This window comes from Rhizobium sp. BK591, assembly GCF_014195045.1.
GTDB classification, from domain to species: domain Bacteria; phylum Pseudomonadota; class Alphaproteobacteria; order Rhizobiales; family Rhizobiaceae; genus Rhizobium; species Rhizobium anhuiense.
Genome location: NZ_JACIAZ010000013.1, coordinates 61,606 through 84,335, shown reverse-complemented (window position 1 = coordinate 84,335; position 22,730 = coordinate 61,606). Strand labels below are relative to the sequence as shown.

At 58.1% G+C, this 22,730-nt stretch carries 33 protein-coding genes; 25 read left to right on the top strand and 8 right to left on the bottom strand.

What is annotated here, in order from left to right; translation table 11 throughout:
* Both FHX10_RS34425 and FHX10_RS34420 read left to right on the top strand, forming a co-directional pair.
* On the top strand, positions 1–346 hold a 346-nt coding region (locus FHX10_RS34425), incomplete at its 5' end, for a cytochrome c-type biogenesis protein (protein ID WP_184390797.1).
* Between the two features lie 74 nt (positions 347–420).
* Positions 421–1,101: a CBS domain-containing protein gene (locus FHX10_RS34420; protein WP_047619852.1), complete on the top strand. Its 681-nt coding sequence runs from the start codon at positions 421–423 to the stop codon at positions 1,099–1,101.
* 337 nt (positions 1,102–1,438) lie between these two features.
* On the opposite strand, the gene FHX10_RS34415 is transcribed toward FHX10_RS34420, so the two are convergent.
* The 3 genes from FHX10_RS34415 to FHX10_RS34405 are packed head-to-tail and all read right to left on the bottom strand — an operon-like array spanning position 1,439 to position 2,916.
* The gene (locus FHX10_RS34415; RefSeq protein ID WP_047619827.1) at positions 1,439–1,999 is read right to left on the bottom strand and encodes a DsbE family thiol:disulfide interchange protein; all 561 of its coding nucleotides are present in this window, start codon (positions 1,997–1,999) and stop codon (positions 1,439–1,441) included.
* Position 2,000: 1 nt separating this feature from the next.
* On the bottom strand, positions 2,001–2,150 hold the full coding sequence (gene ccmD / locus FHX10_RS34410; protein WP_183845607.1) for a heme exporter protein CcmD: 150 nt from the start codon (positions 2,148–2,150) through the stop codon (positions 2,001–2,003).
* Position 2,151: 1 nt separating this feature from the next.
* The gene (locus tag FHX10_RS34405; RefSeq protein ID WP_183845608.1) at positions 2,152–2,916 is read right to left on the bottom strand and encodes a heme ABC transporter permease; all 765 of its coding nucleotides are present in this window, start codon (positions 2,914–2,916) and stop codon (positions 2,152–2,154) included.
* Between the two features lie 245 nt (positions 2,917–3,161).
* Between FHX10_RS34405 and hemA the strand changes: the two genes are divergently transcribed.
* Positions 3,162–4,376, top strand: a complete 1,215-nt coding sequence (hemA, locus tag FHX10_RS34400; RefSeq protein ID WP_028757941.1) for a 5-aminolevulinate synthase — start codon at positions 3,162–3,164, stop codon at positions 4,374–4,376.
* 72 nt (positions 4,377–4,448) lie between these two features.
* On the opposite strand, the gene FHX10_RS34395 is transcribed toward hemA, so the two are convergent.
* Complete coding sequence (locus FHX10_RS34395) at positions 4,449–4,667, bottom strand: hypothetical protein (RefSeq protein WP_028757940.1); 219 nt, start codon at positions 4,665–4,667, stop codon at positions 4,449–4,451.
* A gap of 128 nt (positions 4,668–4,795) precedes the next feature.
* Between FHX10_RS34395 and FHX10_RS34390 the strand changes: the two genes are divergently transcribed.
* The 11 genes from FHX10_RS34390 (at position 4,796) to FHX10_RS34340 (ending at position 11,261) form a co-directional block, all read left to right on the top strand.
* The gene (locus FHX10_RS34390; RefSeq protein WP_028757939.1) at positions 4,796–5,353 is read left to right on the top strand and encodes a hypothetical protein; all 558 of its coding nucleotides are present in this window, start codon (positions 4,796–4,798) and stop codon (positions 5,351–5,353) included.
* Positions 5,354–5,477: 124 nt separating this feature from the next.
* The gene (locus tag FHX10_RS34385) at positions 5,478–5,810 is read left to right on the top strand and encodes an ArsR/SmtB family transcription factor (RefSeq protein ID WP_063473422.1); all 333 of its coding nucleotides are present in this window, start codon (positions 5,478–5,480) and stop codon (positions 5,808–5,810) included.
* Between the two features lie 347 nt (positions 5,811–6,157).
* Positions 6,158–7,513 carry a site-specific integrase gene (locus FHX10_RS34380; protein WP_132575984.1) on the top strand — a complete coding sequence of 452 codons (1,356 nt, stop codon included), beginning with the start codon at positions 6,158–6,160 and terminating at the stop codon, positions 7,511–7,513.
* 284 nt (positions 7,514–7,797) lie between these two features.
* A complete protein-coding gene (locus FHX10_RS34375; RefSeq protein WP_132575986.1) occupies positions 7,798–8,451 on the top strand; it encodes a hypothetical protein in 654 nt (217 codons plus the stop codon).
* A 119-nt stretch (positions 8,452–8,570) separates the two neighbouring features.
* Entirely contained in the window at positions 8,571–8,783 is a 213-nt protein-coding gene (locus tag FHX10_RS34370) for a helix-turn-helix transcriptional regulator (protein ID WP_246781305.1), read from the top strand.
* Positions 8,784–8,792: 9 nt separating this feature from the next.
* Positions 8,793–9,014, top strand: coding sequence for a hypothetical protein (locus FHX10_RS34365; RefSeq protein WP_132575988.1), 222 nt, complete (start codon positions 8,793–8,795; stop codon positions 9,012–9,014).
* Positions 9,011–9,304 (top strand): hypothetical protein, encoded by a 294-nt coding sequence (locus tag FHX10_RS34360; RefSeq protein ID WP_132575990.1) that lies wholly within the window; start codon positions 9,011–9,013, stop codon positions 9,302–9,304. The genes FHX10_RS34365 and FHX10_RS34360 overlap by 4 nt, the downstream gene beginning before the upstream one ends.
* Before the next feature lie 181 nt (positions 9,305–9,485).
* Positions 9,486–10,322 (top strand): hypothetical protein, encoded by an 837-nt coding sequence (locus FHX10_RS34355; protein WP_132575994.1) that lies wholly within the window; start codon positions 9,486–9,488, stop codon positions 10,320–10,322.
* Positions 10,319–10,591, top strand: a complete 273-nt coding sequence (locus tag FHX10_RS34350; RefSeq protein WP_132575995.1) for a hypothetical protein — start codon at positions 10,319–10,321, stop codon at positions 10,589–10,591. Before FHX10_RS34355 ends, FHX10_RS34350 begins: the two co-directional genes overlap by 4 nt.
* A complete protein-coding gene (locus FHX10_RS34345) occupies positions 10,588–10,911 on the top strand; it encodes a hypothetical protein (RefSeq protein ID WP_132575997.1) in 324 nt (107 codons plus the stop codon). The genes FHX10_RS34350 and FHX10_RS34345 overlap by 4 nt, the downstream gene beginning before the upstream one ends.
* Positions 10,912–10,970: 59 nt before the next feature.
* Positions 10,971–11,261 carry a CopG family transcriptional regulator gene (locus FHX10_RS34340; protein WP_184390794.1) on the top strand — a complete coding sequence of 97 codons (291 nt, stop codon included), beginning with the start codon at positions 10,971–10,973 and terminating at the stop codon, positions 11,259–11,261.
* Between the two features lie 22 nt (positions 11,262–11,283).
* On the opposite strand, the gene FHX10_RS34335 is transcribed toward FHX10_RS34340, so the two are convergent.
* On the bottom strand, positions 11,284–12,057 hold the full coding sequence (locus FHX10_RS34335) for a KilA-N domain-containing protein (RefSeq protein WP_184390792.1): 774 nt from the start codon (positions 12,055–12,057) through the stop codon (positions 11,284–11,286).
* A 403-nt stretch (positions 12,058–12,460) separates the two neighbouring features.
* On the opposite strand from FHX10_RS34335, the gene FHX10_RS34330 reads away from it, so the two are divergent.
* From FHX10_RS34330 to FHX10_RS34310, 5 genes are all read left to right on the top strand, one after another.
* Positions 12,461–12,670, top strand: coding sequence for a hypothetical protein (locus FHX10_RS34330; RefSeq protein WP_183908446.1), 210 nt, complete (start codon positions 12,461–12,463; stop codon positions 12,668–12,670).
* Positions 12,663–12,977, top strand: coding sequence for a hypothetical protein (locus FHX10_RS34325; RefSeq protein ID WP_184390789.1), 315 nt, complete (start codon positions 12,663–12,665; stop codon positions 12,975–12,977). The genes FHX10_RS34330 and FHX10_RS34325 overlap by 8 nt, the downstream gene beginning before the upstream one ends.
* Positions 12,974–13,198, top strand: coding sequence for a hypothetical protein (locus FHX10_RS34320; protein WP_184390787.1), 225 nt, complete (start codon positions 12,974–12,976; stop codon positions 13,196–13,198). The genes FHX10_RS34325 and FHX10_RS34320 overlap by 4 nt, the downstream gene beginning before the upstream one ends.
* Positions 13,195–13,569, top strand: coding sequence for a thermonuclease family protein (locus FHX10_RS34315; RefSeq protein ID WP_184390784.1), 375 nt, complete (start codon positions 13,195–13,197; stop codon positions 13,567–13,569). Before FHX10_RS34320 ends, FHX10_RS34315 begins: the two co-directional genes overlap by 4 nt.
* Positions 13,570–14,088: 519 nt before the next feature.
* Positions 14,089–14,388, top strand: a complete 300-nt coding sequence (locus FHX10_RS34310) for a hypothetical protein (RefSeq protein ID WP_246781304.1) — start codon at positions 14,089–14,091, stop codon at positions 14,386–14,388.
* A 128-nt stretch (positions 14,389–14,516) separates the two neighbouring features.
* Here the strand turns inward: FHX10_RS34310 and FHX10_RS34305 are convergent, their stop codons facing one another.
* Entirely contained in the window at positions 14,517–14,699 is a 183-nt protein-coding gene (locus FHX10_RS34305) for a hypothetical protein (protein WP_184390782.1), read from the bottom strand.
* A 211-nt stretch (positions 14,700–14,910) separates the two neighbouring features.
* Here FHX10_RS34305 and FHX10_RS34300 point away from each other — a divergent pair, with 211 nt between their 5' ends.
* Positions 14,911–15,942 carry an IS110 family transposase gene (locus FHX10_RS34300; RefSeq protein WP_132576017.1) on the top strand — a complete coding sequence of 344 codons (1,032 nt, stop codon included), beginning with the start codon at positions 14,911–14,913 and terminating at the stop codon, positions 15,940–15,942.
* Positions 15,943–16,240: 298 nt separating this feature from the next.
* Here FHX10_RS34300 and FHX10_RS34295 read toward each other — a convergent pair whose 3' ends face one another.
* A complete protein-coding gene (locus tag FHX10_RS34295) occupies positions 16,241–16,729 on the bottom strand; it encodes a hypothetical protein (protein WP_184390780.1) in 489 nt (162 codons plus the stop codon).
* Positions 16,730–17,079: 350 nt separating this feature from the next.
* Between FHX10_RS34295 and FHX10_RS34290 the strand changes: the two genes are divergently transcribed.
* The 3 genes from FHX10_RS34290 to FHX10_RS34280 are packed head-to-tail and all read left to right on the top strand — an operon-like array spanning position 17,080 to position 19,551.
* Complete coding sequence (locus FHX10_RS34290) at positions 17,080–17,316, top strand: hypothetical protein (protein WP_132576021.1); 237 nt, start codon at positions 17,080–17,082, stop codon at positions 17,314–17,316.
* Between the two features lies 1 nt (position 17,317).
* A complete protein-coding gene (locus tag FHX10_RS34285; RefSeq protein WP_184390777.1) occupies positions 17,318–18,385 on the top strand; it encodes a hypothetical protein in 1,068 nt (355 codons plus the stop codon).
* A 14-nt stretch (positions 18,386–18,399) separates the two neighbouring features.
* Positions 18,400–19,551 carry a hypothetical protein gene (locus FHX10_RS34280; RefSeq protein WP_184390774.1) on the top strand — a complete coding sequence of 384 codons (1,152 nt, stop codon included), beginning with the start codon at positions 18,400–18,402 and terminating at the stop codon, positions 19,549–19,551.
* Between the two features lies 1 nt (position 19,552).
* Here the strand turns inward: FHX10_RS34280 and FHX10_RS34275 are convergent, their stop codons facing one another.
* A complete protein-coding gene (locus tag FHX10_RS34275; protein WP_132576025.1) occupies positions 19,553–19,762 on the bottom strand; it encodes a hypothetical protein in 210 nt (69 codons plus the stop codon).
* 128 nt (positions 19,763–19,890) lie between these two features.
* On the opposite strand from FHX10_RS34275, the gene FHX10_RS34270 reads away from it, so the two are divergent.
* Entirely contained in the window at positions 19,891–21,078 is a 1,188-nt protein-coding gene (locus tag FHX10_RS34270) for a hypothetical protein (protein WP_184390772.1), read from the top strand.
* Entirely contained in the window at positions 21,079–22,674 is a 1,596-nt protein-coding gene (locus tag FHX10_RS34265; protein WP_132576029.1) for a right-handed parallel beta-helix repeat-containing protein, read from the top strand.
* Positions 22,675–22,730: the final 56 nt, after the last annotated feature.

Sequence of the window (22,730 nt, the reverse complement as noted above, 5' to 3'; positions counted from 1 at the left end):
GGAACTGCGCTGCATGGTCTGCCAGAACCAGTCGATCGACGATTCCAATGCCGATCTGGCCAAGGATCTGCGCCTGCTGGTGCGCGAGCGCATCAGCGATGGCGACAGCGACGAGGCGGTGCTGAACTATATCGTCTCGCGCTATGGCGAGTTCGTGCTGCTGAAGCCGCGTATCGGCATGAAGACGGTGCTGCTCTGGGGCGCGCCGGTGCTGCTGGTGACCCTCGGCGGGCTGTCATTGCTGGTCTTTGCGCGCAACAGGGCCGGCAAGCCGACCGGCAGCAAGCTGACAGCCGACGAACAGGCGAAGCTGAGCGAGCTTCTTGGCGAAGATCGCATTGTTTGACGAAGATCAATGGCGGCTCGACGAGCTCGCATTATCGTCATTCCAGCAACAATTCCTATAAACGAGGCAGGACAATGCAGGCGAAGGACATAATGACCACCAACGTGGTATCGATCGGTCCAGCGGTCGGTATACGCCACGCCGTCGCCGTCATGATGCAAAACAACGTCAGCGGTCTTCCTGTCATTGACGACGAAGGCCGCGTCTGCGGAATGCTGACGGAGGGCGATCTGCTGCTGCGGAAAGAGATCCGATTCTCCCCCCGCGCCGCCCGCGCGCCCGAAATGATATCGGAGATCGATCTTGAGCGATATATTTCCAGGAATGGCTGGTGTGTCGCCGATGTCATGTCTCAGGATGTGATCGTGGCGTGCCCCGACAGCGAGGTATCGGATATCGCCGAAAGCCTCCAGGCGCACCGGATCAAGCGGCTACCGATCGTTGAGGACGGACGTCTTGTCGGGATTGTCAGCCGCAGAGACATCCTCGGCCTGATCATCAATGCCCAGACGGCGCCGCTGCCAAAGGAAGATGAATCGATCAGGCTGGCGGTTCGAACGCGCCTGAGGTCGGAGTTGGGGATAACGCCTCAGAAGGTCCAAGTGACCGTGAAGAACGGCCAGGTGACACTCGATGGCAACGTGGAGTCGGAGTTGAAGCAAAAGGCTGTTCGCACCCTGGTCGAAAGCCTGGGCGTCGGCGCCTATCGGGATCGGCTCCAGATCGCTCGGCTGACCGTAACCGAAAGGGGCTGAAACAGCACGTCCAAGCTAGATCTTTGCCACGGCGTGGAAACAGTTCATCCCGCGCCCCATTTGTTTTCACGCAATTCCGGACGCAAAACCGCGACACACTTTTTGCTGGAATTAGCGGCGCGGCTTCGGCTGTCGCTCTCGGCGTCTCCGCACGGTGCTCATTGGTGAGGGTAATCTGACGCGAGGAGGCTCACTCGGTGTTGCGCCCCAAAACCGAGCGAGCCTCTGTCAAGTTTCCCCCCTTGACACGGGAAAATCCCGACCCGCCAAACCGACATACGCAATAGGCGAGGCCGTTTCTTTGATGGAGGTCAAACACGGCTGGAAGAGGCCCCGCTTATTCGGCGGCGATGATCTTTTCCAGAGCGGGTAGGATATCCGTCGCGAGGCTTTTCTCGTCGATCGGCCCGACATGTCTCAGGAAGATTCGTCCCGCGCGATCGATAACGAATGTTTCCGGGACGCCGTAGACTCCCCAGTCGATCGAACTTCTTCCCGTGGTGTCGATTCCGATTGCCGCGAACGGATTGCCGTTTTCCTGAAGGAAGGCTGCGGCCTTTTCTGGAGCATCCTTATAGTTGATGCCGACCAGCTTTATGCGAGAATCTTTGGCGAGTTTCATCAGCGCCGGGTGTTCGAGCCGACAGGGAACGCACCAGGACGCGAAGATGTTGACGATGGCGATGTGGCCATCAACTGTGTGATCGTTCAGCCCAGGCGCTTGAAGACCGGCAAGCGGCGCGAGATCGACGGCTGGATGTCGGCGTCCCGCCAACGCCGAAGGAATAGCGGCGGGGGAATATCCGTCCACGGATTCGCGATACAGCGTATTGGCGACGGCACCCGCAATCCCGAGAAACGCGACAAGCGGAATCGCAGCGAAGGCGTAGCGTCGCATCCTAGCGGTCTCCGCGAGGCTGCCGACGTCGTGCCAGCGCCTCGATCCGACGGCGGTAGATTCGTCCTGAGAACCAGATCTTCAACGTCGCCGTGACCATGACCACGAAGGTGAGCAAATACGCCGCAAGAACATAGTGTTCGTGGTTCATTTCAAGTCTCCCGGTGAGCAGCGGCTTTTGCTGCGAGCCTGTCATGCGTGATCAGCTTCCGTCGCCAGATCTCGTTTCTTATCGATGCGACGTAGAGCGTGGCAAACAGCGCTGAGAACGCCACTCCCATGACCAGCAGAGGGCGTAGAAACTCGACGTCGAGGGCGGGGCCGCCCAGCCGCAGCACGCTGGCGGGCTGATGCAGCGTGTTCCACCAATCGACGGAAAACTTGATGATCGGAATATTGACGAAACCCACGACGATCAGGACCGCCGTGACACGGGCGGCGCGAGCCGGATCGTCGATCGCCCGGTTGATCGCCAATATGCCGAGATACATGATGAAGAGCACGAACATCGATGTCAGGCGGGCGTCCCATACCCACCATGTGCCCCACATGGGCTTGCCCCAGATCGCGCCGGTCACGAGCGACACGAAGGTGAAGGCGGCGCCAAGGGGAGCGGCGACGCGCGCCGCAACGTCGGCCAGGGGATGCCGCCAGACCAACGAGCCGATGGCATTGGCGGTCATCGTCGTATAGCAGAGCATGGCCATCCACGCTGCGGGGACGTGGACATACATGATCCTGACGGTTACCCCCTGTTGATAGTCGACGTCGGAGCTGAAGCTCAGATAGAGGCCGATCGCGAAGAAGAATGCGCTCAGGGCGGCAAGTGCAGGAAGCAGGCGTTCGGACAGTTCCAGGAACCTGGCAGGCTGCGCAAGGCCGACGATTGCGTTTTTAAGATGTGGAATTGAGCTCATACCTTCGAGCTTTAATGCCAGACGTCGTTCCGATAATTGATGTTGATCAAACAACCGACCTGTCGGCTGCAACGATTGGAATGACCGGCCGCCGCGATCAGCAGGCGGCTAAGGGACAGTTCGTCGTGGCTGGTCCCGGCGCGTCAGCCGCCCGCCTGGTGCGCGGGCTTCATCCGACTTGATCAAGATCAAATACGCCCAACCCCTCACAATGTATTGCTCGGACCACACAGGGGAGCGTGCATATGGATTTCGAAGCGTTTTTCAAAAACGAGCTGGACGGGCTTCATGCCGAGGGCCGTTACCGCGTTTTTGCCGATCTCGAACGTCACCGCGGCAACTTTCCGCGCGCGACGCGCCATACGGCCGATGGCGAGAAGGAAGTCACGGTCTGGTGCTCCAACGACTATCTCGGCATGGGCCAGAACCCGAAGGTGATCGAGGCGATGAAGAACGCCATCGACCACTGTGGCGCGGGTGCGGGAGGCACCCGGAATATTTCTGGCACCAACCACCATCACGTCATGCTCGAGCGTGAGCTTGCCGATCTGCACGGCAAGGAAGCGGCGCTGATCTTCACGTCGGGCTATGTGTCCAACTGGGCGGCCCTCGGCACGCTCGGTGCGAAGATCCCCGGCCTGATCATCTTCTCCGATGCGCTGAACCATGCCTCGATGATCGAGGGCATCCGCTACGCCAAATGCGACAAGGTGATCTGGAAGCACAATGACGTGGCCGACCTCGAAGCCAAGCTTGCGGCCGCCGATCCGAAGGCGCCGAAGCTGATCGCCTTCGAGAGCGTCTATTCGATGGACGGCGACATCGCTCCGATCAGGGAGATCTGCGACCTCGCCGACAAATATGGGGCGATGACCTATCTCGACGAAGTGCACGGGGTCGGCATGTACGGTCCGCGCGGCGGCGGCATTGCCGAGCGCGAAGGGCTGATGGACCGGCTGACCGTCATCGAGGGCACGCTCGGCAAGGCGTTCGGGGTGATGGGCGGTTATATCGCCGCGTCGACGGCCCTTTGCGATTTCATCCGCTCGTTTGCCTCCGGCTTCATCTTCACCACGGCGCTGCCGCCGGCGCTCGCCGCCGGCGCCGTCGCCTCGATCCAGCATCTGAAGGTCAGCCAGTTCGAGCGCGCCCGCCATCAGGACCGGGTCCGCAAGCTGAGAGCGCTGCTCGACCAGCGCGGCATTCCGCATATGCCCAATCCGAGCCATATCGTGCCGGTGCTGGTCGGCGATGCGGCCAAGTGCAAGTGGATCTCCGATCTGCTGCTCGACAATTGCGGCGTCTATGTCCAGCCGATCAACTACCCCACGGTGCCGAAGAAGACCGAGCGGCTGCGCATCACGCCGACGCCGCTGCATTCCGATGCCGATATCGCCCATCTGGTCGAGGCGCTGCATTCGCTCTGGTCGCGCTGTGCATTGGCGCGGATGGTTGCCTGAGCGGGGACCTATCCTCAGCAACTATCGGACACCGCGACAAAAGCCGGGGGTCTTTTGATGGGGATCAAGCGGCTATTCCTCTTCCAGCAGAAGAGCTGTGGCCAGGTAGCCCATGCTTATTGTGCTCGCGAAGAGATACATGAACAGCCCTTGGGCAAGGTAATTCTCAAGAGTGCCTGCCGCGGCGCTGGAAGACAAAAAACCGTTCTGCCAGACCAGGAATCCTGTGGCGCATCCAATTGCAAAGCCCGTGGCCAATCGAGTGAGCATGAAGCTGATCATGCGAGGCATGGCGGCACCTCAGAGTTAGCTCATGCCAACGGCCAGGCCACGAGAATGTTCCGGCCGCGGAGTGATCTTTGTCAACGACTGACGTGGCTGACCGTGCAAAAAGCGGACGGAACCGAGGGACCAAAGCAGTGCATCTCTTCCCTTTCGCAGCCGGCGCTTTTGCGCTTCTCATTTTGCCTGGGCCGACCAACGCGATATTGGCGATGGCCTCTCAGGGTCTGACCGCCGGGCGCGCGGTCATGCTGCTTGGTACGGTGGTCGCCGCCTATCTTGCCATTGTCGTTCCGGCGTCCGGCCTGGCCGGTCCTTTTCTCAACCAGCACCCGCTGGTCGCGCAAGGTGTCAAGCTTGCCTCAGCAACCTGGGTATTCTGCCTCGCGCTACGGCTCTGGGGCTCCGGATCCAGTCCCACCGAGGTTGTGACAGTACGGCAGTTGGCGATCACGACGCTGTTGAATCCCAAGGCGCTTATCATCGGGCTTACGATGATGCCCTCCGCGCAGGAGGTGTCTGGGATAGCCGCCACCGCGGCGCTCGCCTTCGTCGTCCTTTTCGCATCCTTGATCTGGCTGTCGACAGGCAGAATTGTTCTTGGAAGCGAAAAAGAAATGCCGTTGCTGGCCCGGCGATGCGGATCCGCAACCCTGCTGGTGTTCTCGGCCGCGCTGACCCTCAGTGCATTTTGACGGCACCAAGGATACCGCGAATACATCATGCCAAGCGCGGCCTTTTCGCTAGGAGATTTGCGTTAGGTCAATGAGCCTGTCTTGCGCGCCGCTAATGTACATTCGTGTTCAGAGGAGGCAGGCGATGATCGTCAATGACCGTGAACTGGCGGACTATTTTTCCGCGCTCGCCAATGCCAGCCGTTTATCGGTGCTGCGGAGGCTGGCCAAGGGCGAGATCTCAGCCACGGAGCTCGCCACAAGTGTCGGACTCAGCCAGTCGGCGTTATCGCACCATCTTAACGTGCTGAAACGTCAGCAGGTCGTCAAGGCGCGCCGCGAATCGCAAACGATCTACTATTCGCTCGCCAGCGATCGAAGCGAGAAAGCTGTCTCTCTCCTCAACGGCATATTGTTTCCCGACGGACTGCAGATGTCGATGTTCGGCTTCTCGGACTTCTGCCCAGAGGCCGCATGAAGATCGGCGATCGGCCGGAGCCTCGATCCTGCCAGGGGAGCCAGCCGCAGCCTGGCTGTTAGATCCAAGGTTCGATGGTCCGTTTCATTCGGTTGAATGGAACAAAGCTCTACGGGCCACAGCTTTACATTGAAGATCGGTTGGCTAACGAGTTTGGTGGAGCTAAGCGGGATCGAACCGCTGACCTCTTGCATGCCATGCAAGGGGCCGTCCTTTCCGGGAGTTTCCTCACGTTTCCCTATCTTGCCCTAAGCCCTTTCGTTTCAACAAAAATCTGGTAGTGTTGTTCCGTTAGTTTCCTCTGCTTTCCTTTTCCGTACTTCCCTGGTGCTTCCCGGATTTTGCTGATGGCCAAAAAAGCCGATTCTTTGATCAACTCATCGACCTCGGCGGAGATTACTCTCAGCCTGATCAAGCGCATTGCACCGGGTGAAAAGGAATTCTTCGTTTCCGACACGGCCGTCACCGGGTTCGCCATCCGGGTTCGAACGACAGGGGCCATGACGTACCTTGTCATCTACCGATTCGGGTCTGGCCGGGAAGCCCCGACCCGACGCTACACCATCGGCAGCACGAAGAAGGTCACTCCCGATGAAGCTCGGCGCGTTGCCAAGACCGTACTCGCCCAGGTCGTCCAGGGTGGAGATCCGGCAAAGGAGAAGAGCGCCGACCGGGCGTCACCGACCTTCGACACTTTAAAGGATGATTATCTGCGGACCGTCGACGCGAAGCAGAAGAGCGCGACATACAAACTCTATGCCCGCTGGCTGAATATCGCTTCCGAGACACTGGGGCGGAAGAAGGCAAAGGATGTCGCCACGGGTGAGATCGAGAAGCTGCACGTTTCCTTGAAGGATAAGCCCATTACGGCGAACCGAGTCCTTTCCACGGTCAGCTCCATGTACACTTGGGGGATGGATACCAAAGCCATTCCCAAGATCGAGAACCCGGCAAGCGGCATCAAGAAGTACCCGGAGGACAACCGGGAACGATACTTGACCAGCGAAGAGCTGGGCCGCCTCGGCGACGCCATTCGAGAGGCGGAGACTGACGGCATCCCATGGGACCCGGATCCTGAGAAGAAGATCAAGCATGCACCGAAATCAGAGAATAGACGGATCAAGATTGACCAGTTCTCTGCTGCGGCCATCCGCCTCTTTATCCTGACGGGCGCCCGCCGCGGTGAAATCCTGAAACTGAAGTGGTCGAACGTTGATTTGCAGCGCGGGCTACTGTTTCTCGATGACAGCAAGACCAGGAAGAAAACCATCATCTTGAACGGGCCGGCGCAGCTCATTCTGACGGAGCTGCCGAAGGTCGGCCCATACGTCGTGCCGGGAGAGCCGAAGGTTCTCGATGGTGGCAAGATTCAGCATCGTCCTCGATCGGACCTAAAGCGGCCCTGGCATCACGTCCGGAAGCGCGCCGGGCTCGACGCTTCTGCTGATGATCCGAAGCTCCGGGTCCGCATCCACGATCTGCGCCATACCCACGCCTCTGTCGGCGTCGAAGCGAACCTGAGCCTCCAGATCATTGGTAAGCTGCTTGGGCATACGCAGATGAAGACGACGGAGCGTTACGCGCACCTCGCCGACGACCCGAAGCGGCACGCGTCCGACCTAATCGGCTCCAAGATTGTCGATGCTATGGGCGACCGTCCGAGGCGCGAGAATGTGCATTCTTTGCGGCCGGGGAAGTCCTGATCATTAGCCTACTGCAGGGATAGGACGGCCATCCGACAAGCCGGGCAGCACCCCCGGTTTCCCTGCGGCCCTAGTGGTGCATTTCGCAAGGTGCTGCGATGTCTCGATACTATCCCGCGGTCAGCCGCAAATCGTTCTGGTTCAACAAACCGTGGCCCCGGGACGATCCCAATGAATCATATGTATTTCTTGGCAAAGCCGTGCTGGCAACAGGACGAGCAATATATGGAGCTGATTGGTCGGATGAGGACCCGCAAGCGGCTTTCTCCCACAAGGAGAGCGTCGTGGCTGAACGGGCTCGCGTGACCGAAGTCATGGAGCGGCTTGGTGTAGCTATTGCTCGTGGGGACGTCGGGTTTGCGCTCCGTCCGGAGAAATATGGCGAATTCAAACCGCAAAAAGAAGCAGTCGATCCCAGGATGAGCGCACTGGTAGGGTTCGGAAAGGCGAACTGGAATGTTGACGACTTCACGCCCCTATTTAAGTTCGCGCAGATGAATGACGGGAAATATCGCGTCGAACAGTTACCGCCGCTCGACTGGATTTATCTGGAGAGGCAAAGCTTCGAACGCTTCATCGCCGGGTTGGTCCGGGAACTTCCAGACTTTGATCGGCGCGAGGGTGAGCCATTTGTTCGGAGCGCTTTGATCGAGGCTACCGAGAACGACAGCCTTCCAACGGAAGCGCAGCAGCATCCCGAAGGTGACGTCGGTACCATCTCGGATACTGACGGTTTCTCGTTCACGGCAACCGAGCGAGACATCCACGCGGCGATCCAGGCAGTTTGGCAGGGTGGTCCGACGCCAAGTGCCAAAGGGCAACTTCAGGCGGCCGTCAATAAATACCTCAAGTCTGCTCTTCAATACACGAAAACACCCGATCCGAGGACATACCAGCGATACTTCAAGAAGATCGGCGCGACATTTCCAGACAAATAACGACAGCGCACGACAGGTCGCGCGCTGTCGCAGGATGTCGCTAACACCTTGAAATCAAAAGTGAGACCTTCCTCTCAGCGGACACATTGGGTGTCTGCACATATGAAGAGGAAAGTACTTTGCTCGACATCTCGCCCAATCAGCGACGCATGCTCCGCACCGAGGACGCCGCGACGTACACTGCGGTATCGGCTTCTACGCTGAACAAGCTGCGCCTCACCGGCGGCGGTCCGGAATACATCAAGCTCGGCAAATCCGTCGTCTATGATCCCGCGGATCTGGACGCATGGCTGTCCTCCAAACGCCGCCGTTCCACGTCGGTCGCAGCCTAGGGGGAGGTCATGATCAAAATGCAAAACCCGGCGGCGCGTGCAGGCGCCAACCGGGGTCTGAAAGTCAAAGCTTTTTCTAGCAGCGTCGACTTTCAGAACCCTACAGAAATCCACCCCGAAATTCAATCCGAAATGCTGGCGGTTCGCTCCGTCATGCGTCGCTTCAGCGTGTCCTATTGGCACGCTAAAACGATCTGCCGGCTCTCTGGCCTTGGAGGTCACGCAGCATGACAAAGCGTCTTATCATCACCGCCCGTATTCTCCCCGATGGTTCGCCTACCAAAGTTGTCGGGCGAGACGCTTGGGCTCTCCAGAACCTCGTGAAGGCGGGCGAAGGTGGTTGCACTCCGATCGATCATCCCGGCCCGCGTTGGAGCCACTATGTATTCAAGCTGCGCCGCTTTGGTTTCCCAATCCAGACACTCGACGAGCCGCATGATGGTCCGTTCCCTGGTTCGCATGCTCGATACGTCTTGCGCTCAGAAGTCGAAATTCTGGACGACGGAAAGGGGGCGGTATGAATGCCTCCGACGAAACACATAACCCCCGGGTTATCGCAGCCGCGCAATGGCTTGCCGATCAGAAGGAGCCACCCGCAAGGGTGGTTCCAACCCTCCGCGCGATGTTTTCGCTGAACGCACTTGAAGCGGCCCAAGCCTGTGGCCTGGCACAGAAGTTCCGGACCTTGCGGAGGGCCTTTGGATGATGCCTTCCGCACTAACGAACAATGATGAGGCAGCGGTGCGTGCGAACGCGACCTGGAAATTCGATTTCCTCGATACCGTCAACGCCGATCCAAAAGCTGGTGGCGCCTGCCTGGCGGTCATCAAGGCCTATCTCCACTTCGCCAGCAAAGTGCGACCGCAGGCGTTCTGCTCACTGCCCGAATTGATGTTGCGTACGGGCGGTAGCAAGCCGCGCGTGCTCCGAGCGAAGGCCTCGCTTGAACGGCTCGGCTACCTCGTCCCGATGTATATGACGGATGAGGGCGCGACCATGTACCGGCTCACCAATGCCCGCAAGCAGACTATCGATGACCATCTCAGGATTGCCAGGGAGGCACTGGCAGCAGCGAAACGAGATCGGAAGCGGCGGCAACGAACTCGTGAAGGCATCGAAGGGGGTAACGAAACGATACTCCCTGAAAATGCTTATCCGGAACGAAACGATACCCCCGTTCGTAACGAAACGATACCCAATTCCCTAGACGAATACCCTAGAGGTATATTCTCTGAAGGGAGAGATTTCTTAACAGCTGATATCGAATTCACAAACAGCACCTACGAAAACCACCCGAGGGAGCAAACCGACCCTTCGGAGGCCGCCGACTATGCGGCGATGTCTCGCGGGAATGATGCTGATGAGCCCATTCCCGTGCCGAGCGATCAGGACGAAGCTCAAACGATGATGGAGGCCATTTGCGAGGGTCGGGCTGTGCCTGACATCGTGCGCCGCCGACTGCTGAGCATGCTGCAGGCCGGGGTCCTAACCCCGCGAATGGCTTCGAATATCCTCGGCCCGGTGGAGGATGCAGCATGAGCGAGCAGCTTGATTTGTTGGAATGGGCAGCCAATCGGCACGGTGACAGCTGTCACGTGACGTCACGCGATGTAACGTTACATGGTCGTTACCGCAACGCGCCCTGCGACGACTCTCCCGCCGCCGCCCAGGTTCTTGATGGGCGCCTACGCTTCGAGCGAAAAGCAGCAGCCTTCTTTGGTGCCTTGGTGCGCGGCTACACTCCCCCGTTTCGCGACAGCCAAGTAATTAGCCTTGCCGATCGGCGCGAGCAAAGGAGCGCTGCATGACAAACGCGCCCATCGAGAAATCTGAACGCCTTTCTGAGCTGGCGGTGGATGCCTGGCCCATCCTCATGCACCGGAGCGATATCATAACCCTGAAGGAAGCAGTCCATCGCACGGGCAAGTCGGACAGGACATTGCGGACCTGGTGCAAGCTCTTCGGTATCAGTCGGCAGACGAACAGCGGCGCACCCATTGAGATTTCGGCTCCGGCGCTTGAGATGGTCATGCACGGGGACGTGGAGGCCCTGGAGCTGCTCAGAAGCGGTAACAGGCACCATCCGAGGGTGCGCAGGTTCTTCGATCACCTGGGCCTATCGGTGTAGGCTCGGAGCACGCTGCCGGCGGCCTTGACTTCATCGCACTCCATGTCACGTTCGGCGCCATGAGCACCACGGACACTGCCGCCCTCCTCGAAGACGCCGCCGATCGAATCGCAGATATCTCACGAGCTGATCTCCAGATCATGCTTCGTAGGGCGGCGCTGCGGCTGCGCAATGCCGGCGCCGTCTCGATGGAGGATGACGTCGAGGACGCCTTGCGTGACCTGGCTGGCGAGTTTGGCATGACGCGGAACGACACGATCAGATTTATCGTCAGGGAGTGGATGGAAAAGAACACCTATCTGCCGGTGCATGACCTCGACGAAGACGGTGCAGTGGATGGGACAGCGTAAGCGGGGCCGAAGCCCCGCTATTTTAAACCAGTCGCTGCTGCCGATTCTTACGATCACCTTCAATCGCACCCTTTATGGACATCGCTGCAAGCTTCGTTTCATCCCGGCAAGCTAGGTAACCTTGAGCACCTTGATCTTCGATTCTCTCCGATGCAAGGGCTTCTGAAGCCATCGTGTAGGCTATTTCCGACAACGTCATGTGGTCGCGAAGATTGGCTTTTGGATGCAGTTTTCTTGAAATTTTGAGATCCTTGGCCGTCCCCCCAAGCAAGTGCTTGTAGGTCTCATTCGTGCAGTTTGCATAGTCAAACGGACGAGATACACCGTGCGCCTTTAGTGTGTCGGTGTAGGTTCGTCGAACACGCTTTCCGATCTCGCGATGCTTTTCGAACGCTTCGTCCCGCCCCTGCTTGTTTTCGCGGATCTCTTCATGGAGGGTTTCATCACCTTTTTTGTAACGAAGAAATACGTCGCGAATCTCAACAGCTAGGCCAGGAGATAAATAGGCGGCGTAACCGAGCGCGATATTCTCGTCCGCCCATACACCTCCGTTCGGACCTTTTTTGCTGTACCAAACGGACTTGATATCCTCCTTAGATAATAGACCGGATTTTCCGGTTTTCTTTCTCAAAAGAGCGGCTACTTCGCGCACTGCTGCAGGAAGCGCCATATAGTCCGAAGGCGTTTGGTTTTTTGAGAATCCAGCGGCGACATGGATATCACCGAGGCAGACGAGGTTATTTTCGTCGACGCGAATGCGAGATTTCTTAAACAACATAACTTTCATTTCTGGCATAAGACATAAACCTTTCTTTATGTCGTTATGCGGCGGCGGTGGTCTTGACACCCAGGAAATAATTAATACATATCCAGCATGTGATCACATAGCCTGCCGCAAGGTTGGTTTTCTGGCCCGGAAGCGCGCCAACGCTTCCGGGTCGCTCTATTTCTGGCGTATCCTAAGATAAACCGTTAGCCATATAGGAACTGCGACAAGATTTCGCAAGTCCTGGTCATATTTCTTAAAAACTTCGCGTTACCCACAGCGACGCGCCTCCCCAAAACCAGCCTCGCGCCCTCCACCGGTTCTTCTTTCGCGCCGGTCAGTGACGTTCGTCTTGACTCCTTCTGTTATGAGAACATAATAAGAACATCGGCGTGCGGCCGCCAATCTGACAATGGAAGATGTGGAGACGGATATGCGAGAGCAGCCGATCGGCGAAGCCGTGGTGGATGACGAGATTGCGGAGGTGCTCGCTTATCACCAGGGCGACGCGCAAGCAGCCATCGGAACCCTCCTGAATGACATCCGCCATCTCCGGTGGCAGCTGGTTCTGACAGAAGGCGCGATGGGCCGAGGGATCACACGCGGGTGGCGACCGAGCTACAACAGAGACGCAAATGCTTGAACGTCTGCAACCAAAAACGGTCTCTTTCGAAACGGCGCTGAGCGATTGGTGGCGGTCCCAGCCGCAGTCTTTCCGCGAGAGCGTCAGCCCCTCGGCCGCGCGCGCTTGCTTTCGCGCAGGATACACAGCAGGCAAGCAAACGACCGAACGGCGCTTCGTGTTCAAGGCCGGCCGCATGCGCATCACTGTCTGGGCAACCGGCATCGTGGAAGCAAAGAAGAAAGCCGAAGCTGAGGCCGATTTCCGTGCGGCCAAAAAGGGTTGGCCCATCCCGAAAGCGGGCTGGCAACTCCAGGAGGAAAAATGAGCGATACCGACAGGCCGACCCTGACGAAGGCGCCGGAAATGTATGTCCATTATTGCGAACAGGGAGGTTGCACGGAATGGGGAAGCTGGGGCAATAGCCCCTCCCCGGCTGTGGCGACCCGGTGGTGGTGCTTCGAGCATTTCCCGCATAAGTCAAACGAGCAGGACCAGGCACTCAGGCGGAAGCTCGAAGCAACCTACGGTGGGAATACCATTCAATGATAGCCGGACTGATTATCTGCGCCTCTTTGACCGTCGTCGATGGCGACACGGTGAAATGCGACGGGCAAAATATGCGACTGCTGGGGGAAGGTGTTCCGTTTGTCTCGGGCATCGATACGCCGGAGATTGGATCGCACGCGAAGTGCAGTAAGGAACGGAAGATGGCGCTGATCGCCAAAGGCAGGCTGAACGAGCTGCTGGCCGAGCGCGGCCTTAAAGTGGTGTTCAGCGGCGCGGTGGACAAGACACCCACACACCGGCCGCTCATCAACATCTACCGAACGAATGGTGAAGAAATCGGCAAGAAGCTGCTGAATGAAGGCCTTGCCAGGACGTGGAACCCGAAGCGGCGGAACGACTGGTGCGACTGATTAAAAATTCTGTCGACGCGGAGCAATACTCGTTGTACATCGTAAATCTATGGGCCGCGCGGAGATTTGTCTTACCACAGCCACTTGACACTTCGATGTGCGACCCACCTCAACCTTAGCCCCGCCATGAAGCGGGGTTCTTTTTTTGGCATTGTCAGTCTGCAATACTACTACCGCGCAGAATTGTACTGGAACTATTGTCACACAAAGGTGTTACTTGCGTCGGGAACGGATCGCGAAGGGGAGCCTCCTGTCTCCAGCAGCACACCCCTTGCGAATCTTCGCGATCCGTTCCTCTCCTGCCGGCCTTGGAGCACTATTTGTCCGGAACCGTAAGGAACTTTTCCGGCTATCTAAAGTTTGACCACGAGGACCGCACAGGCGCCCCATGGTGGGGCGGTCCGCTTCCCTCTTTCTTCCTGTGCGGTCCCGTACTCTCCAGCCCCACTTGCCCCGCTTGGCGGGGCTCCTTTTTGATCCCTGGCGAGCAAAGCTGCGGTGCGGAAGTGCCTTGGCCGCATGCTGGACATGTTTGGAACCGGCGCTAAATTTTGCTTCGATTCCGGGGGGCGCCACCTTGGAGGATGGGATGTTCGTGAAGTTGACCGACGGCACGATAACGCGCTGGATCAATATGGACGCTGTTATCCAGATGCGGTCGATGACGACAAACATCAGACGGAACTATTCATGCTTAGAGAGAACGCTGGGCCAATTTTTGTTGATGAGTCTCCGGAAGAAATCCGAACGGTGATGGACATCGAACTCGAACGGCTATCCCAAATCGCAAAATGGACCATGGGCGGGCCAAGGGGATGATCGTTGCAAGACGATTAGCGTTTACCACCGGTGGCGGCTGGACCAAACTGATCGGCGCACCGCTTTATCGCAGCGACGGCAGGGCACATGACGTCACCCTCAAATGGCCACAACGATAAAACTTTGCGTCAACTGGAGCCTTTCAGCGCGCGGTCACGCAAGCTGTCGAAATAGCTGGCGCCGACCGGCCCGATCTTGTCGGACGAAGCGCCTTCAAGCAGAAGGTCGCGCAGACGTTGCCGCGCAGCGTCGTAAACACTGATTATTTCGCGAACATGCCCGCTGCTTGGTTGAGACGGTCGGGAAGGCATCAAAATCTCCAGTTCTTGCTAGGTCGCCAGCGAGGTTGGATCTTTATTCACAGCATTTACAGCATTCACAGCATTTACAGCACTTACAGCATTTACAGCATTACAGGAATGGCGACCAAGCCTTCATCACAATAACTTCGCTCCTCGGTCACACAGCTTACATGCTCCGCGCAAAAGATTGCTCCCGCAACTTCAACAAGAGGATCGGAGCATGAACGCCGTTGCAACAATCGGGTTGGACATAGCCAAGCAGGTATTTCAGGTCCACGGCGCGGACGCACAGGGCGCTACGTTATTCAATCGAAAATTACGACGGAGCGAGGTTCGGCCTTTCTTCGAGAAGCTTCCGCCTTGCGTCGTGGCGATGGAAGCCTGCGGAAGCGCGTACCACTGGGGTCGCGAGATTAGCGCGTTGGGGCATGAGGTACAAATTTTGCCGGCGCAGTATGTGAAGCCGTTTGTCACCCGCGGAAAAACGGATGCCGGCGACGCGATAGCCATCAGCCAAGCCATGAGGCGGCCCGATATCCGGTCGGTTCGGCTGAAGACGGCAACAGAGCAGGCGGCAGCAATGGTTTTGCGGACACGGGTCTTGTTTGTGCGCCAGAGGGCGAATGCAATGAACGCATTGCGCGGCCACATGACCGAACTCGGCCTTATTGCAGATCGCGGCATCCCGAACATCGGCAAATTGGCCGCCGCACTTCCAGAGGAAGGTGACGCTCGCGTTCCCCCGAGCGCGCGTACCGTGCTTGAGGAGATCCTCGCTGAGATTGAGGCGCTCACATCACGAATTGAACGCATTGATAGACAAGTCGCGTCCGTGGCAAAGGAGGACGAGGATATTCGCCGGCTCACAGCTATTCCTGGTGTTGGACCTGTGACAGCATCCACTATAAAGGCGTATGTGCCTGATGCTGCGTATTTCAAAACAGCTCGACACTTTTCATCGTGGCTCGGTCTCACGCCGAAGCTCAACGCGAGTGGCGAAAGGTTGCGATCTGGCCGCATTTCCAAGATGGGGAACGTAGAACTGCGTTCCCTTCTTTACATGGGAGCGATGTCGGTGCTCATTGCCGCTCGCCGGCGTGGAACTCCATCGCCGTGGCTGCGGAGGCTTTTGGACGGACGTCCCCTGAAGGTGGTGGCAGTGGCACTAGCGAACAAGACCGCAAGGGTCATCTGGGCGTTGCTCACCAAAGGTGGAAGCTACGAAGCTCCCAGTGAACGAGCGGGAGCATAATCTCCACCAAGCTTTTCTTAAACAATACCAATAGGTGCAGGACGGAATAAGCGGCACGCGTGATAATTATGAAGTAGGACAGGCCGGGATAAAATCCGCACTGACTAAGTGCGAGGAGCCACTTCGCCACCGACTTCCCGCAAGGGACTTGGACCAGCGCTTTGCAGAACAAGGCGCTAGGCCGTGCGTACGATTGGGTCATTGCTATGGCCGCTCGATCCAAATCCTGCATCGCGGGTCGTTCAGTTTTCCACTGAGCGGCCCGCTCCCCTGCCGGCGGGAGATTGCACCGCTCTCGTCACCGCCTGAGTGTGATGCGTCGTCGGAAGACGCGATACAGAGCGGAGAGAGCCCCTGACGCGGCAAGCCCGCCGAAGATGCTGGCGAACCAAAAATCGACGAAGATGAGAGGCCCGAATAAAATCTCGCCGAATTTGCATTTCGCATTGGAGCAATGATCTGGGGTATAGGCTGCGACGACGATTATGACGGTGGAGATAACGAATGCTAGAAGCGCGTCCATAAAGGCTTTGGCATCGGAGTATTGAGCTCGATCGGCAATCTCTTCACGCAGCAGTCTCTGTAAAATTATCGACCAACACAAGAAGGGTAAGCTCGTCGCTGCGACCGTCAAGGCGATAGAAAACCCTGTCCGAGTGAAATAGATCGGGAAAACATTGGCATAAATGAAGGCTAAAATCGGAAGAGCAGCCAGCCCTGTCAACGGAGTTCTCGGCTTCTCACGAAACAGAATCCACAGGCCGCCGAGCGCCGAAAGTACAGGCACTGGTGGAAAATGCCAGTATGAAAGAAGCAATTGCGCTACCCCATTTCGGTCGTGTGCTTCTTCGTAATCAAAGATGAGGCGTTCCGCTAGTCGTCACCCTATCCTCCTGTTCCAAGAGGCAATCCATCATTCGGGAACAAAAGATGCCGCCGATCGTAATAGCATTGGGCCGTGCGGAGGTGTGTATTAGAACAGCCATGCACTTCGATACTCTGTGCGGCCCACCGCTGTCACATCCCATTGTCAGTTGATGCAACTCGGCCCACTGCTGCCGAACATTGCCGACTATTTCCAATCCCACTCCCTCCGCAGCTGTGGGAATCTTTCATTGAAATTCAGTGGAGATTCTCATGATCAGCGATGCATCGCGGAATTCTGCCTCGCGTGAGACGAAGGGCTTCATCATGCTTCGCGGCGCGATGGTGATGACCAGTTTTCGCGAAAGCCTCTTCGACGCGGCAAACCGCGCCGGAATTACGCCGAATGAGTTCTGCCTTCAGGCAGCCGCAGAAAAGCTCAGAGCGTCAGGCCGGCGCTTCTCGGGGATATTCTACCCCGGTGACCTCGACACCGCGCGGGGTGCCTGAGATGCCGACACTCAACATCCAGGGCAAGCGTGTGAAGGTGGACGATTCCTTCCTTCAGCTTTCGCCGGAAGAGCAGAACCGCACGGTTGACGAGATTGCCGCACAGATTGGCGTAACGCCACAACCAACCAAAGGAACTGGCGCCACAGCGGGCTTCGAAAACCCCATACGGGTTGAATTGCCGGATGGATCGATTGCGGAATTCCCGGAGGGTACTCCGAACGATGTCATGGAAGGGGCGATCCGCCGTCATCTGAGTATCGGGAGACAGGATGCGGTTCCAGAAGGAAAGGCATCTCAGGACCTTCGATCCGAGTTTTCTGCACTGACGCAAAACCCCGCAAAGGCGATCGATGCCCAGCGAGAAACCGAAGCCAAGGCCAGGTTCGCCAATCTTCCGGCGTGGGCCAAGCCGATCATTGCAGCCCAGGATGTCGGCAATATTATGGGAGATGCGGTCACCTTCGGCTTCGGCGATAAGGCTGCGGCCTACGCTCGGTCAATGCTGACCGGAAAGAGCTATGAGGACGAACTCGCTGCCAATCGCGCTGGCACACAAGCCTCGCGCGACCGCGCTGGCAATGCAGGGACGGCGGCAGAGCTGGGTGGCGCGCTGCTGACCCCCATGGCCCTGGCTGGCCGGGGAGTAACGCTCGCCGGCCGCTTCGGTACGGGCGCCATGACGGGAGCCAAAGGCATTGCGGCTCGCGCAGGCCTGGGCGCGGCTGAGGGTGCAGGCTACGGCGCTCTTTCCGCTGCGGGCAATGACGGTGATATCGGCACTGGTGCTCTCATCGGAGGCGCATTCGGGGGAGCCATCCCGGTTGTCGCTGGAGTCGGTAGAGCGGCCATCAAGCCCCTCGCCGACGCCATTGGCGCGAGGATCAATCCAGAAGCCTACGCTTCCCGGAAAATCGGTGAGCGTTTGTCAGCGACCATGACGCCCGAACAGGCTGCAACAAGCTCCGCAACAATCCGGGCACTAACCTTGCGGACGTCGGTGGCGAGTCCGTTCAGGGCCTGTTGCGCACCGCCACGAACATTCCCGGCCCCGCGCGCAATGCCGTAGGCGCTCGTCTTACCATGCGCCAGTTCGGCCAGGGCGACCGTCTCAAGAGCGCCATTGCCCAGACGTTCGCAGATCCGGACGGCTACATTGCCGCCAAGGACAGCATTGCAGAAGCCGCGAAGCAGATCGCCGCGCCCCTGTATCGCAAAGCCTACGCCAATCCTGTCCACTTTTCGGAAACGCTGGAAGGCATCTTGAACACCCCAGCAGGCAAGCAGGCACTTCAGCATGCCGAGCAGCTTGCGGCAAACGAACAGGTGCCGTTCCAGCAGCTCTTCGTCAATGTCGCAGACAATGGCAGCGCAACGGTCAAGCGTGTGCCTGACACCCGTGGCTGGGACTACATAAAGCGCGCCATGGATGACATGATCGACGGTCAGACGGATTCGATCACCAAAAAGGTGACGAACGAGGGCCGCATCCTCGCGGTCCTGAAGAACAAGATGCTCGGCGAGGTCGATCGGCTCAACCCCGATTACAAAGCTGCCCGTCAGGCCTTCGCTGGCCAGGCCCAGCTCGACGACGCGCTGGAAGCTGGTAGGGATGTGTTCAAAGCCTCTCCGGAAGCGTTCAAGCGCACCGTAGTGGGCATGACGGACGCCCAGAAGGCATCAGCACGAGTCGGAGCTGCCGAGACACTGCGCGCGCAGATAGACGCGACTGGCGCCACCAACAACGCTGTCTTGCGGATCTTCTCGAAACCGCAACAGGTCCGGAACCTACAAGCCCTATTCGAGACGCCAGAGAAGTTTGCCGAGTTTCGGAAGACTATCTTCGCCGAGGCCCGGAAGCGCGCGACCTATCAGGCCGTCAAAGGCAACTCCACGACCGTCAGGCAGGCTGCGGATATGGCGGACGCGGGAGGTCTCCAGGAGGGCCTGGAGCTTGCTAAAGGCGTCGCCACGGGTCGGCCGATAAACGCAACGCTGCAGTGGGTAGGCTCGCGCCTGAAGATGCTCGGCGGTTTCACACCGGAAGTGGCGAACAGTGTCGCAAAGCAGCTCATGGCGAGTGAGCCAGGGGCAGCGCGGAGCGTGCTTTCAAACATCCAACGCATCGAGCAGATGCAGGTTAGCGCCGAGCAGAAGCGGCAGGCGGTCCAGGCATTCCTGTCCCGTGCCTTGGCTATCGGTGGCGGTATGGCAACTGCGGAGAATGCGCGATGACTTATTCGTTCTCGCCCTTCGACGACGGCCATATCAGCCATGCGAGCAGGACGACAAATCCGCAGAACATCGCGAAGTCAACCGTTGCCTCTGGAACGATGCGCCCCCTCGCCCACAGGCCGCCGATGGCGACGGCTAAGGCTGACATGGCAAATTCGGCGGTGATGCGGCGTGACTTCATTGCCGCAGGATACATCAAAAAATCGATCATGGAAGCTGCTGGCAATCTGGCCGGCGCCGGCCTCCTGAACGGCGCGGCGCAGCTCCTGGCTTTCGCCTTCGCATATCAGGGCAGAGCAATCGAAAAACTCAAGAAGCCGGCAACTCGGAGGAAACTCAATGGCTAAAACCAACATCCTCGAGTGGGACCCGGCGACCGCCAGCAACACCGATATTGATGGCATCGGCATCCAAGGGTCGAACGCCGTCAGAAACTTCGACGATGCGTTTCGCACACTCATGGCGCAGGGTGCGTCTAATATCGTTTCCCGCTTCACGTCTCGGGCTGTTGGTTATACCGCCGTCAAGGCTGATCACAATCAGGTTTCGCTTTTCACAGCAAGCGCTACCCTTGGGCTCACCGCGGCGGCTACCCTGACGAACGGGTGGGAATATATCGTCATCGCTTCCGGCGGCGATGTTACCATTGACCCGAATGGCTCCGAACTGATCAACGGCCTGACAACCATCACCGTCCTGAACGGGCAGCGAGCCACCATTCGATGCAACGGCACGGCCTTCTACGCCTCGGTTACCGGTGAGGCGACCATCGGAACCGCGATCCAGGGCAAGCTCTACGGCCTCACGCTCTCGAACAACGGTTCTGATGCCACCAACGATATCGACATTGCCGTTGGTTCTGCCGCCAGCGACGGATCGACACCCTATCTGATGACGCTCGCCTCGGGGCTGACCAAGCGCCTCGATGCGGCCTGGGCGGTCGGCACGAATGCCGGCGGCCTTGATACCGGTGCAATTGCAAACACCACCTATCATGTCTGGCTCATTCAGCGCTCGGATACCGGGGTCGTCGATGCCTTATTCTCGACTTCGGCAACGTCGCCAACGATGCCGACAAACTACGACCGCAAGCGCCGCATCGGTTCCATCATTCGAGAAAGTGCGGCAATCGTCGCCTTCAAGCAGGATGGCAACACCTTCAGGCGCGCGACTAAGCAGGACCGGTCTTCGACCTCGGCCGCCGCATCAGCGCTCCTCACGCTCAGCATTCCGACCGGCATCAATGTCTATCCTCTCCTCAATTATGACATGGCGACAGGCACTTCCAGCACCGATGCTCAATTGTTTCTTGGTGGGGCTTGGGAGGGCAGTGCTGCAAACGTCATCGATCGCGTATTCACGACTTCTTTGGCAAACACAGCTTCAGTCGCTCATGGCGGTATTGCGCCGATTTACCAGACGAACACAAGCGCACAGGTATATTTCGCCGTGACAATCGCAAGTGGAGCGCTATCGGCCAACGTTCTTTCTACGGGCGGATGGATTGACAACCGCGGGACTGTGTAAATGGGCAATCGCGTCCTTATCGACGATTTCCTATCCTGTTCATACGATCCTGATGCGGACGCGACAGCAGCGCTGTTCGATGCGATCAACACCGGGATGATCGTATGCGGCATCCCGGGCCGATTCTATGCCATCGACGGTGAAGTCAGCCTCCCAGAGGCCGCGATTCTTGAAGACGTAGGCTTGAAGCAGTTGAGCCCACATGCTTCGACAGGGGTAAAGACCCTGCGAGGCGACAATGTCGATGGCCTTCGACTGACCAGGGTAACGGTTGATCGCAATGGCGACGGGACAGGAGGAAACGTCAACTATGCCGCCGGCATCTGGATCAAAGGGGGCAAAGGCCACACGCTTGAGGACTGCGAAGTGTTCGGCTCCGACATGGGAACCGGTATTGTATTCCAGAATTGCACGGACTTCGAAGCGCTAAGGCTTCATGTACACGACATCCTTTATGCGCTGGAAGCCCTGCCAGAATATCCGGACGACATGGCGCAAGGAATTTGGTTTAGCAATTGTCAACGCTTCACTGTTTCTGGGTGCAGGGTGAACCGTATCGGCGGCCTCGTGGGTGGGAACTATCGCCGCGCCTTTGGCCGGATGATGCCGATCGGGCTCGGCTGCAAGAGCTTCCTTGTGATCGGCAACCATCTGTCCGATGGCGACCAGGGCATTGATATGACCGGCTCTGTGGGAAACCAGCGCTTCACCGTCATGGGCAACACGATCGAAGACGTGGAAACCTGGGGCATCAAGCTAGCCAACTATAACCGCTTCGGCCAAGTCCTCGGTAACAACGTCTATCGAGCCGGCGCAGCAGGCTATGTCGGTTCCGGACCGACTGAAAATGTCGACAGCGGGTCGCCGACGCCGGAATGCCTGCCGGTTCACGTCCTGATCGAGGGGAACGGTGCATGGGACACCGGCGTCGGCAACACCGGCCGAGGGACAGGAGATCCGACCGGCTTCCTGATCATGCCGGGCGGCGCTTCAAACTTCCAGGACTATCCGCGCGGCTATCGCCTCGTGAACAACACTGCCATTGATAATCAGGCGGTGAAGACGCAGAAATACGGTTTTAGAAACCTGATCAGCTATGGCGGTGTTCCGCTCAACGAATGCATAAACTGTCGTGCTTCCGGCTTTGCTGCAGGCGGCACGGGTTTCTCCGGCTGGCACTTTCCTATGGCGGCCGTCAGCAAAACTACACAATCGATCCCGAACAGCATTTCGACTGAACTAACCTATGATACCGAACGGAGTGACGGCGCAGCGATGCATCAGCCTGGAACGCCAGGACGACTGTTCGTCCCGAGGGTGGGTTTCTACAACATCAAAGGCAAAGCGACTTTTGCAGCCAATGCGACGGGACAACGTATTCTCGGCGTCACACTGGCAGGAACGCTGCAGCTCAACAGTCGTGACATCCAGACGGCGCAAGCAAATATGGTGACATGCAGGGTTGATGAAGTTTTCTATATCGGTGATATCAATATCGGCATTGGTACGACAGCGTTCCAGAACTCAGGCGGTGCCCTAGACGTCACCTATTCAGAACTTACCGTTCTGGAGTGTATGCCTAATCAGGTCAATTAATATGGCGGCCGGAACCACCACTACGCCTTTCAGATCGGACCTAAGCGGAGACAGTA

What these genes read in the sequence shown, in the direction of transcription:
- FHX10_RS34420 (WP_047619852.1), top strand. Translation starts at nt 421, where the DNA reads ATGCAGGCGAAGGACATAATGACCACCAACGTGGTATCGATCGGTCCA.
- FHX10_RS34415 (WP_047619827.1), bottom strand. Translation starts at nt 1,999, where the DNA reads ATGCGACGCTACGCCTTCGCTGCGATTCCGCTTGTCGCGTTTCTCGGG.
- ccmD (WP_183845607.1), bottom strand. Translation starts at nt 2,150, where the DNA reads ATGAACCACGAACACTATGTTCTTGCGGCGTATTTGCTCACCTTCGTG.
- FHX10_RS34405 (WP_183845608.1), bottom strand. Translation starts at nt 2,916, where the DNA reads ATGAGCTCAATTCCACATCTTAAAAACGCAATCGTCGGCCTTGCGCAG.
- hemA (WP_028757941.1), top strand. Translation starts at nt 3,162, where the DNA reads ATGGATTTCGAAGCGTTTTTCAAAAACGAGCTGGACGGGCTTCATGCC.
- FHX10_RS34395 (WP_028757940.1), bottom strand. Translation starts at nt 4,667, where the DNA reads ATGCCTCGCATGATCAGCTTCATGCTCACTCGATTGGCCACGGGCTTT.
- FHX10_RS34385 (WP_063473422.1), top strand. Translation starts at nt 5,478, where the DNA reads ATGATCGTCAATGACCGTGAACTGGCGGACTATTTTTCCGCGCTCGCC.
- FHX10_RS34380 (WP_132575984.1), top strand. Translation starts at nt 6,158, where the DNA reads ATGGCCAAAAAAGCCGATTCTTTGATCAACTCATCGACCTCGGCGGAG.
- FHX10_RS34365 (WP_132575988.1), top strand. Translation starts at nt 8,793, where the DNA reads ATGATCAAAATGCAAAACCCGGCGGCGCGTGCAGGCGCCAACCGGGGT.
- FHX10_RS34360 (WP_132575990.1), top strand. Translation starts at nt 9,011, where the DNA reads ATGACAAAGCGTCTTATCATCACCGCCCGTATTCTCCCCGATGGTTCG.
- FHX10_RS34355 (WP_132575994.1), top strand. Translation starts at nt 9,486, where the DNA reads ATGATGCCTTCCGCACTAACGAACAATGATGAGGCAGCGGTGCGTGCG.
- FHX10_RS34350 (WP_132575995.1), top strand. Translation starts at nt 10,319, where the DNA reads ATGAGCGAGCAGCTTGATTTGTTGGAATGGGCAGCCAATCGGCACGGT.
- FHX10_RS34345 (WP_132575997.1), top strand. Translation starts at nt 10,588, where the DNA reads ATGACAAACGCGCCCATCGAGAAATCTGAACGCCTTTCTGAGCTGGCG.
- FHX10_RS34340 (WP_184390794.1), top strand. Translation starts at nt 10,971, where the DNA reads ATGAGCACCACGGACACTGCCGCCCTCCTCGAAGACGCCGCCGATCGA.
- FHX10_RS34335 (WP_184390792.1), bottom strand. Translation starts at nt 12,057, where the DNA reads ATGCCAGAAATGAAAGTTATGTTGTTTAAGAAATCTCGCATTCGCGTC.
- FHX10_RS34330 (WP_183908446.1), top strand. Translation starts at nt 12,461, where the DNA reads ATGCGAGAGCAGCCGATCGGCGAAGCCGTGGTGGATGACGAGATTGCG.
- FHX10_RS34325 (WP_184390789.1), top strand. Translation starts at nt 12,663, where the DNA reads ATGCTTGAACGTCTGCAACCAAAAACGGTCTCTTTCGAAACGGCGCTG.
- FHX10_RS34320 (WP_184390787.1), top strand. Translation starts at nt 12,974, where the DNA reads ATGAGCGATACCGACAGGCCGACCCTGACGAAGGCGCCGGAAATGTAT.
- FHX10_RS34315 (WP_184390784.1), top strand. Translation starts at nt 13,195, where the DNA reads ATGATAGCCGGACTGATTATCTGCGCCTCTTTGACCGTCGTCGATGGC.
- FHX10_RS34310 (WP_246781304.1), top strand. Translation starts at nt 14,089, where the DNA reads ATGCTGGACATGTTTGGAACCGGCGCTAAATTTTGCTTCGATTCCGGG.
- FHX10_RS34305 (WP_184390782.1), bottom strand. Translation starts at nt 14,699, where the DNA reads ATGCCTTCCCGACCGTCTCAACCAAGCAGCGGGCATGTTCGCGAAATA.
- FHX10_RS34300 (WP_132576017.1), top strand. Translation starts at nt 14,911, where the DNA reads ATGAACGCCGTTGCAACAATCGGGTTGGACATAGCCAAGCAGGTATTT.
- FHX10_RS34290 (WP_132576021.1), top strand. Translation starts at nt 17,080, where the DNA reads ATGATCAGCGATGCATCGCGGAATTCTGCCTCGCGTGAGACGAAGGGC.
- FHX10_RS34285 (WP_184390777.1), top strand. Translation starts at nt 17,318, where the DNA reads ATGCCGACACTCAACATCCAGGGCAAGCGTGTGAAGGTGGACGATTCC.
- FHX10_RS34280 (WP_184390774.1), top strand. Translation starts at nt 18,400, where the DNA reads ATGCGCCAGTTCGGCCAGGGCGACCGTCTCAAGAGCGCCATTGCCCAG.
- FHX10_RS34275 (WP_132576025.1), bottom strand. Translation starts at nt 19,762, where the DNA reads ATGATCGATTTTTTGATGTATCCTGCGGCAATGAAGTCACGCCGCATC.
- FHX10_RS34270 (WP_184390772.1), top strand. Translation starts at nt 19,891, where the DNA reads ATGGCTAAAACCAACATCCTCGAGTGGGACCCGGCGACCGCCAGCAAC.
- FHX10_RS34265 (WP_132576029.1), top strand. Translation starts at nt 21,079, where the DNA reads ATGGGCAATCGCGTCCTTATCGACGATTTCCTATCCTGTTCATACGAT.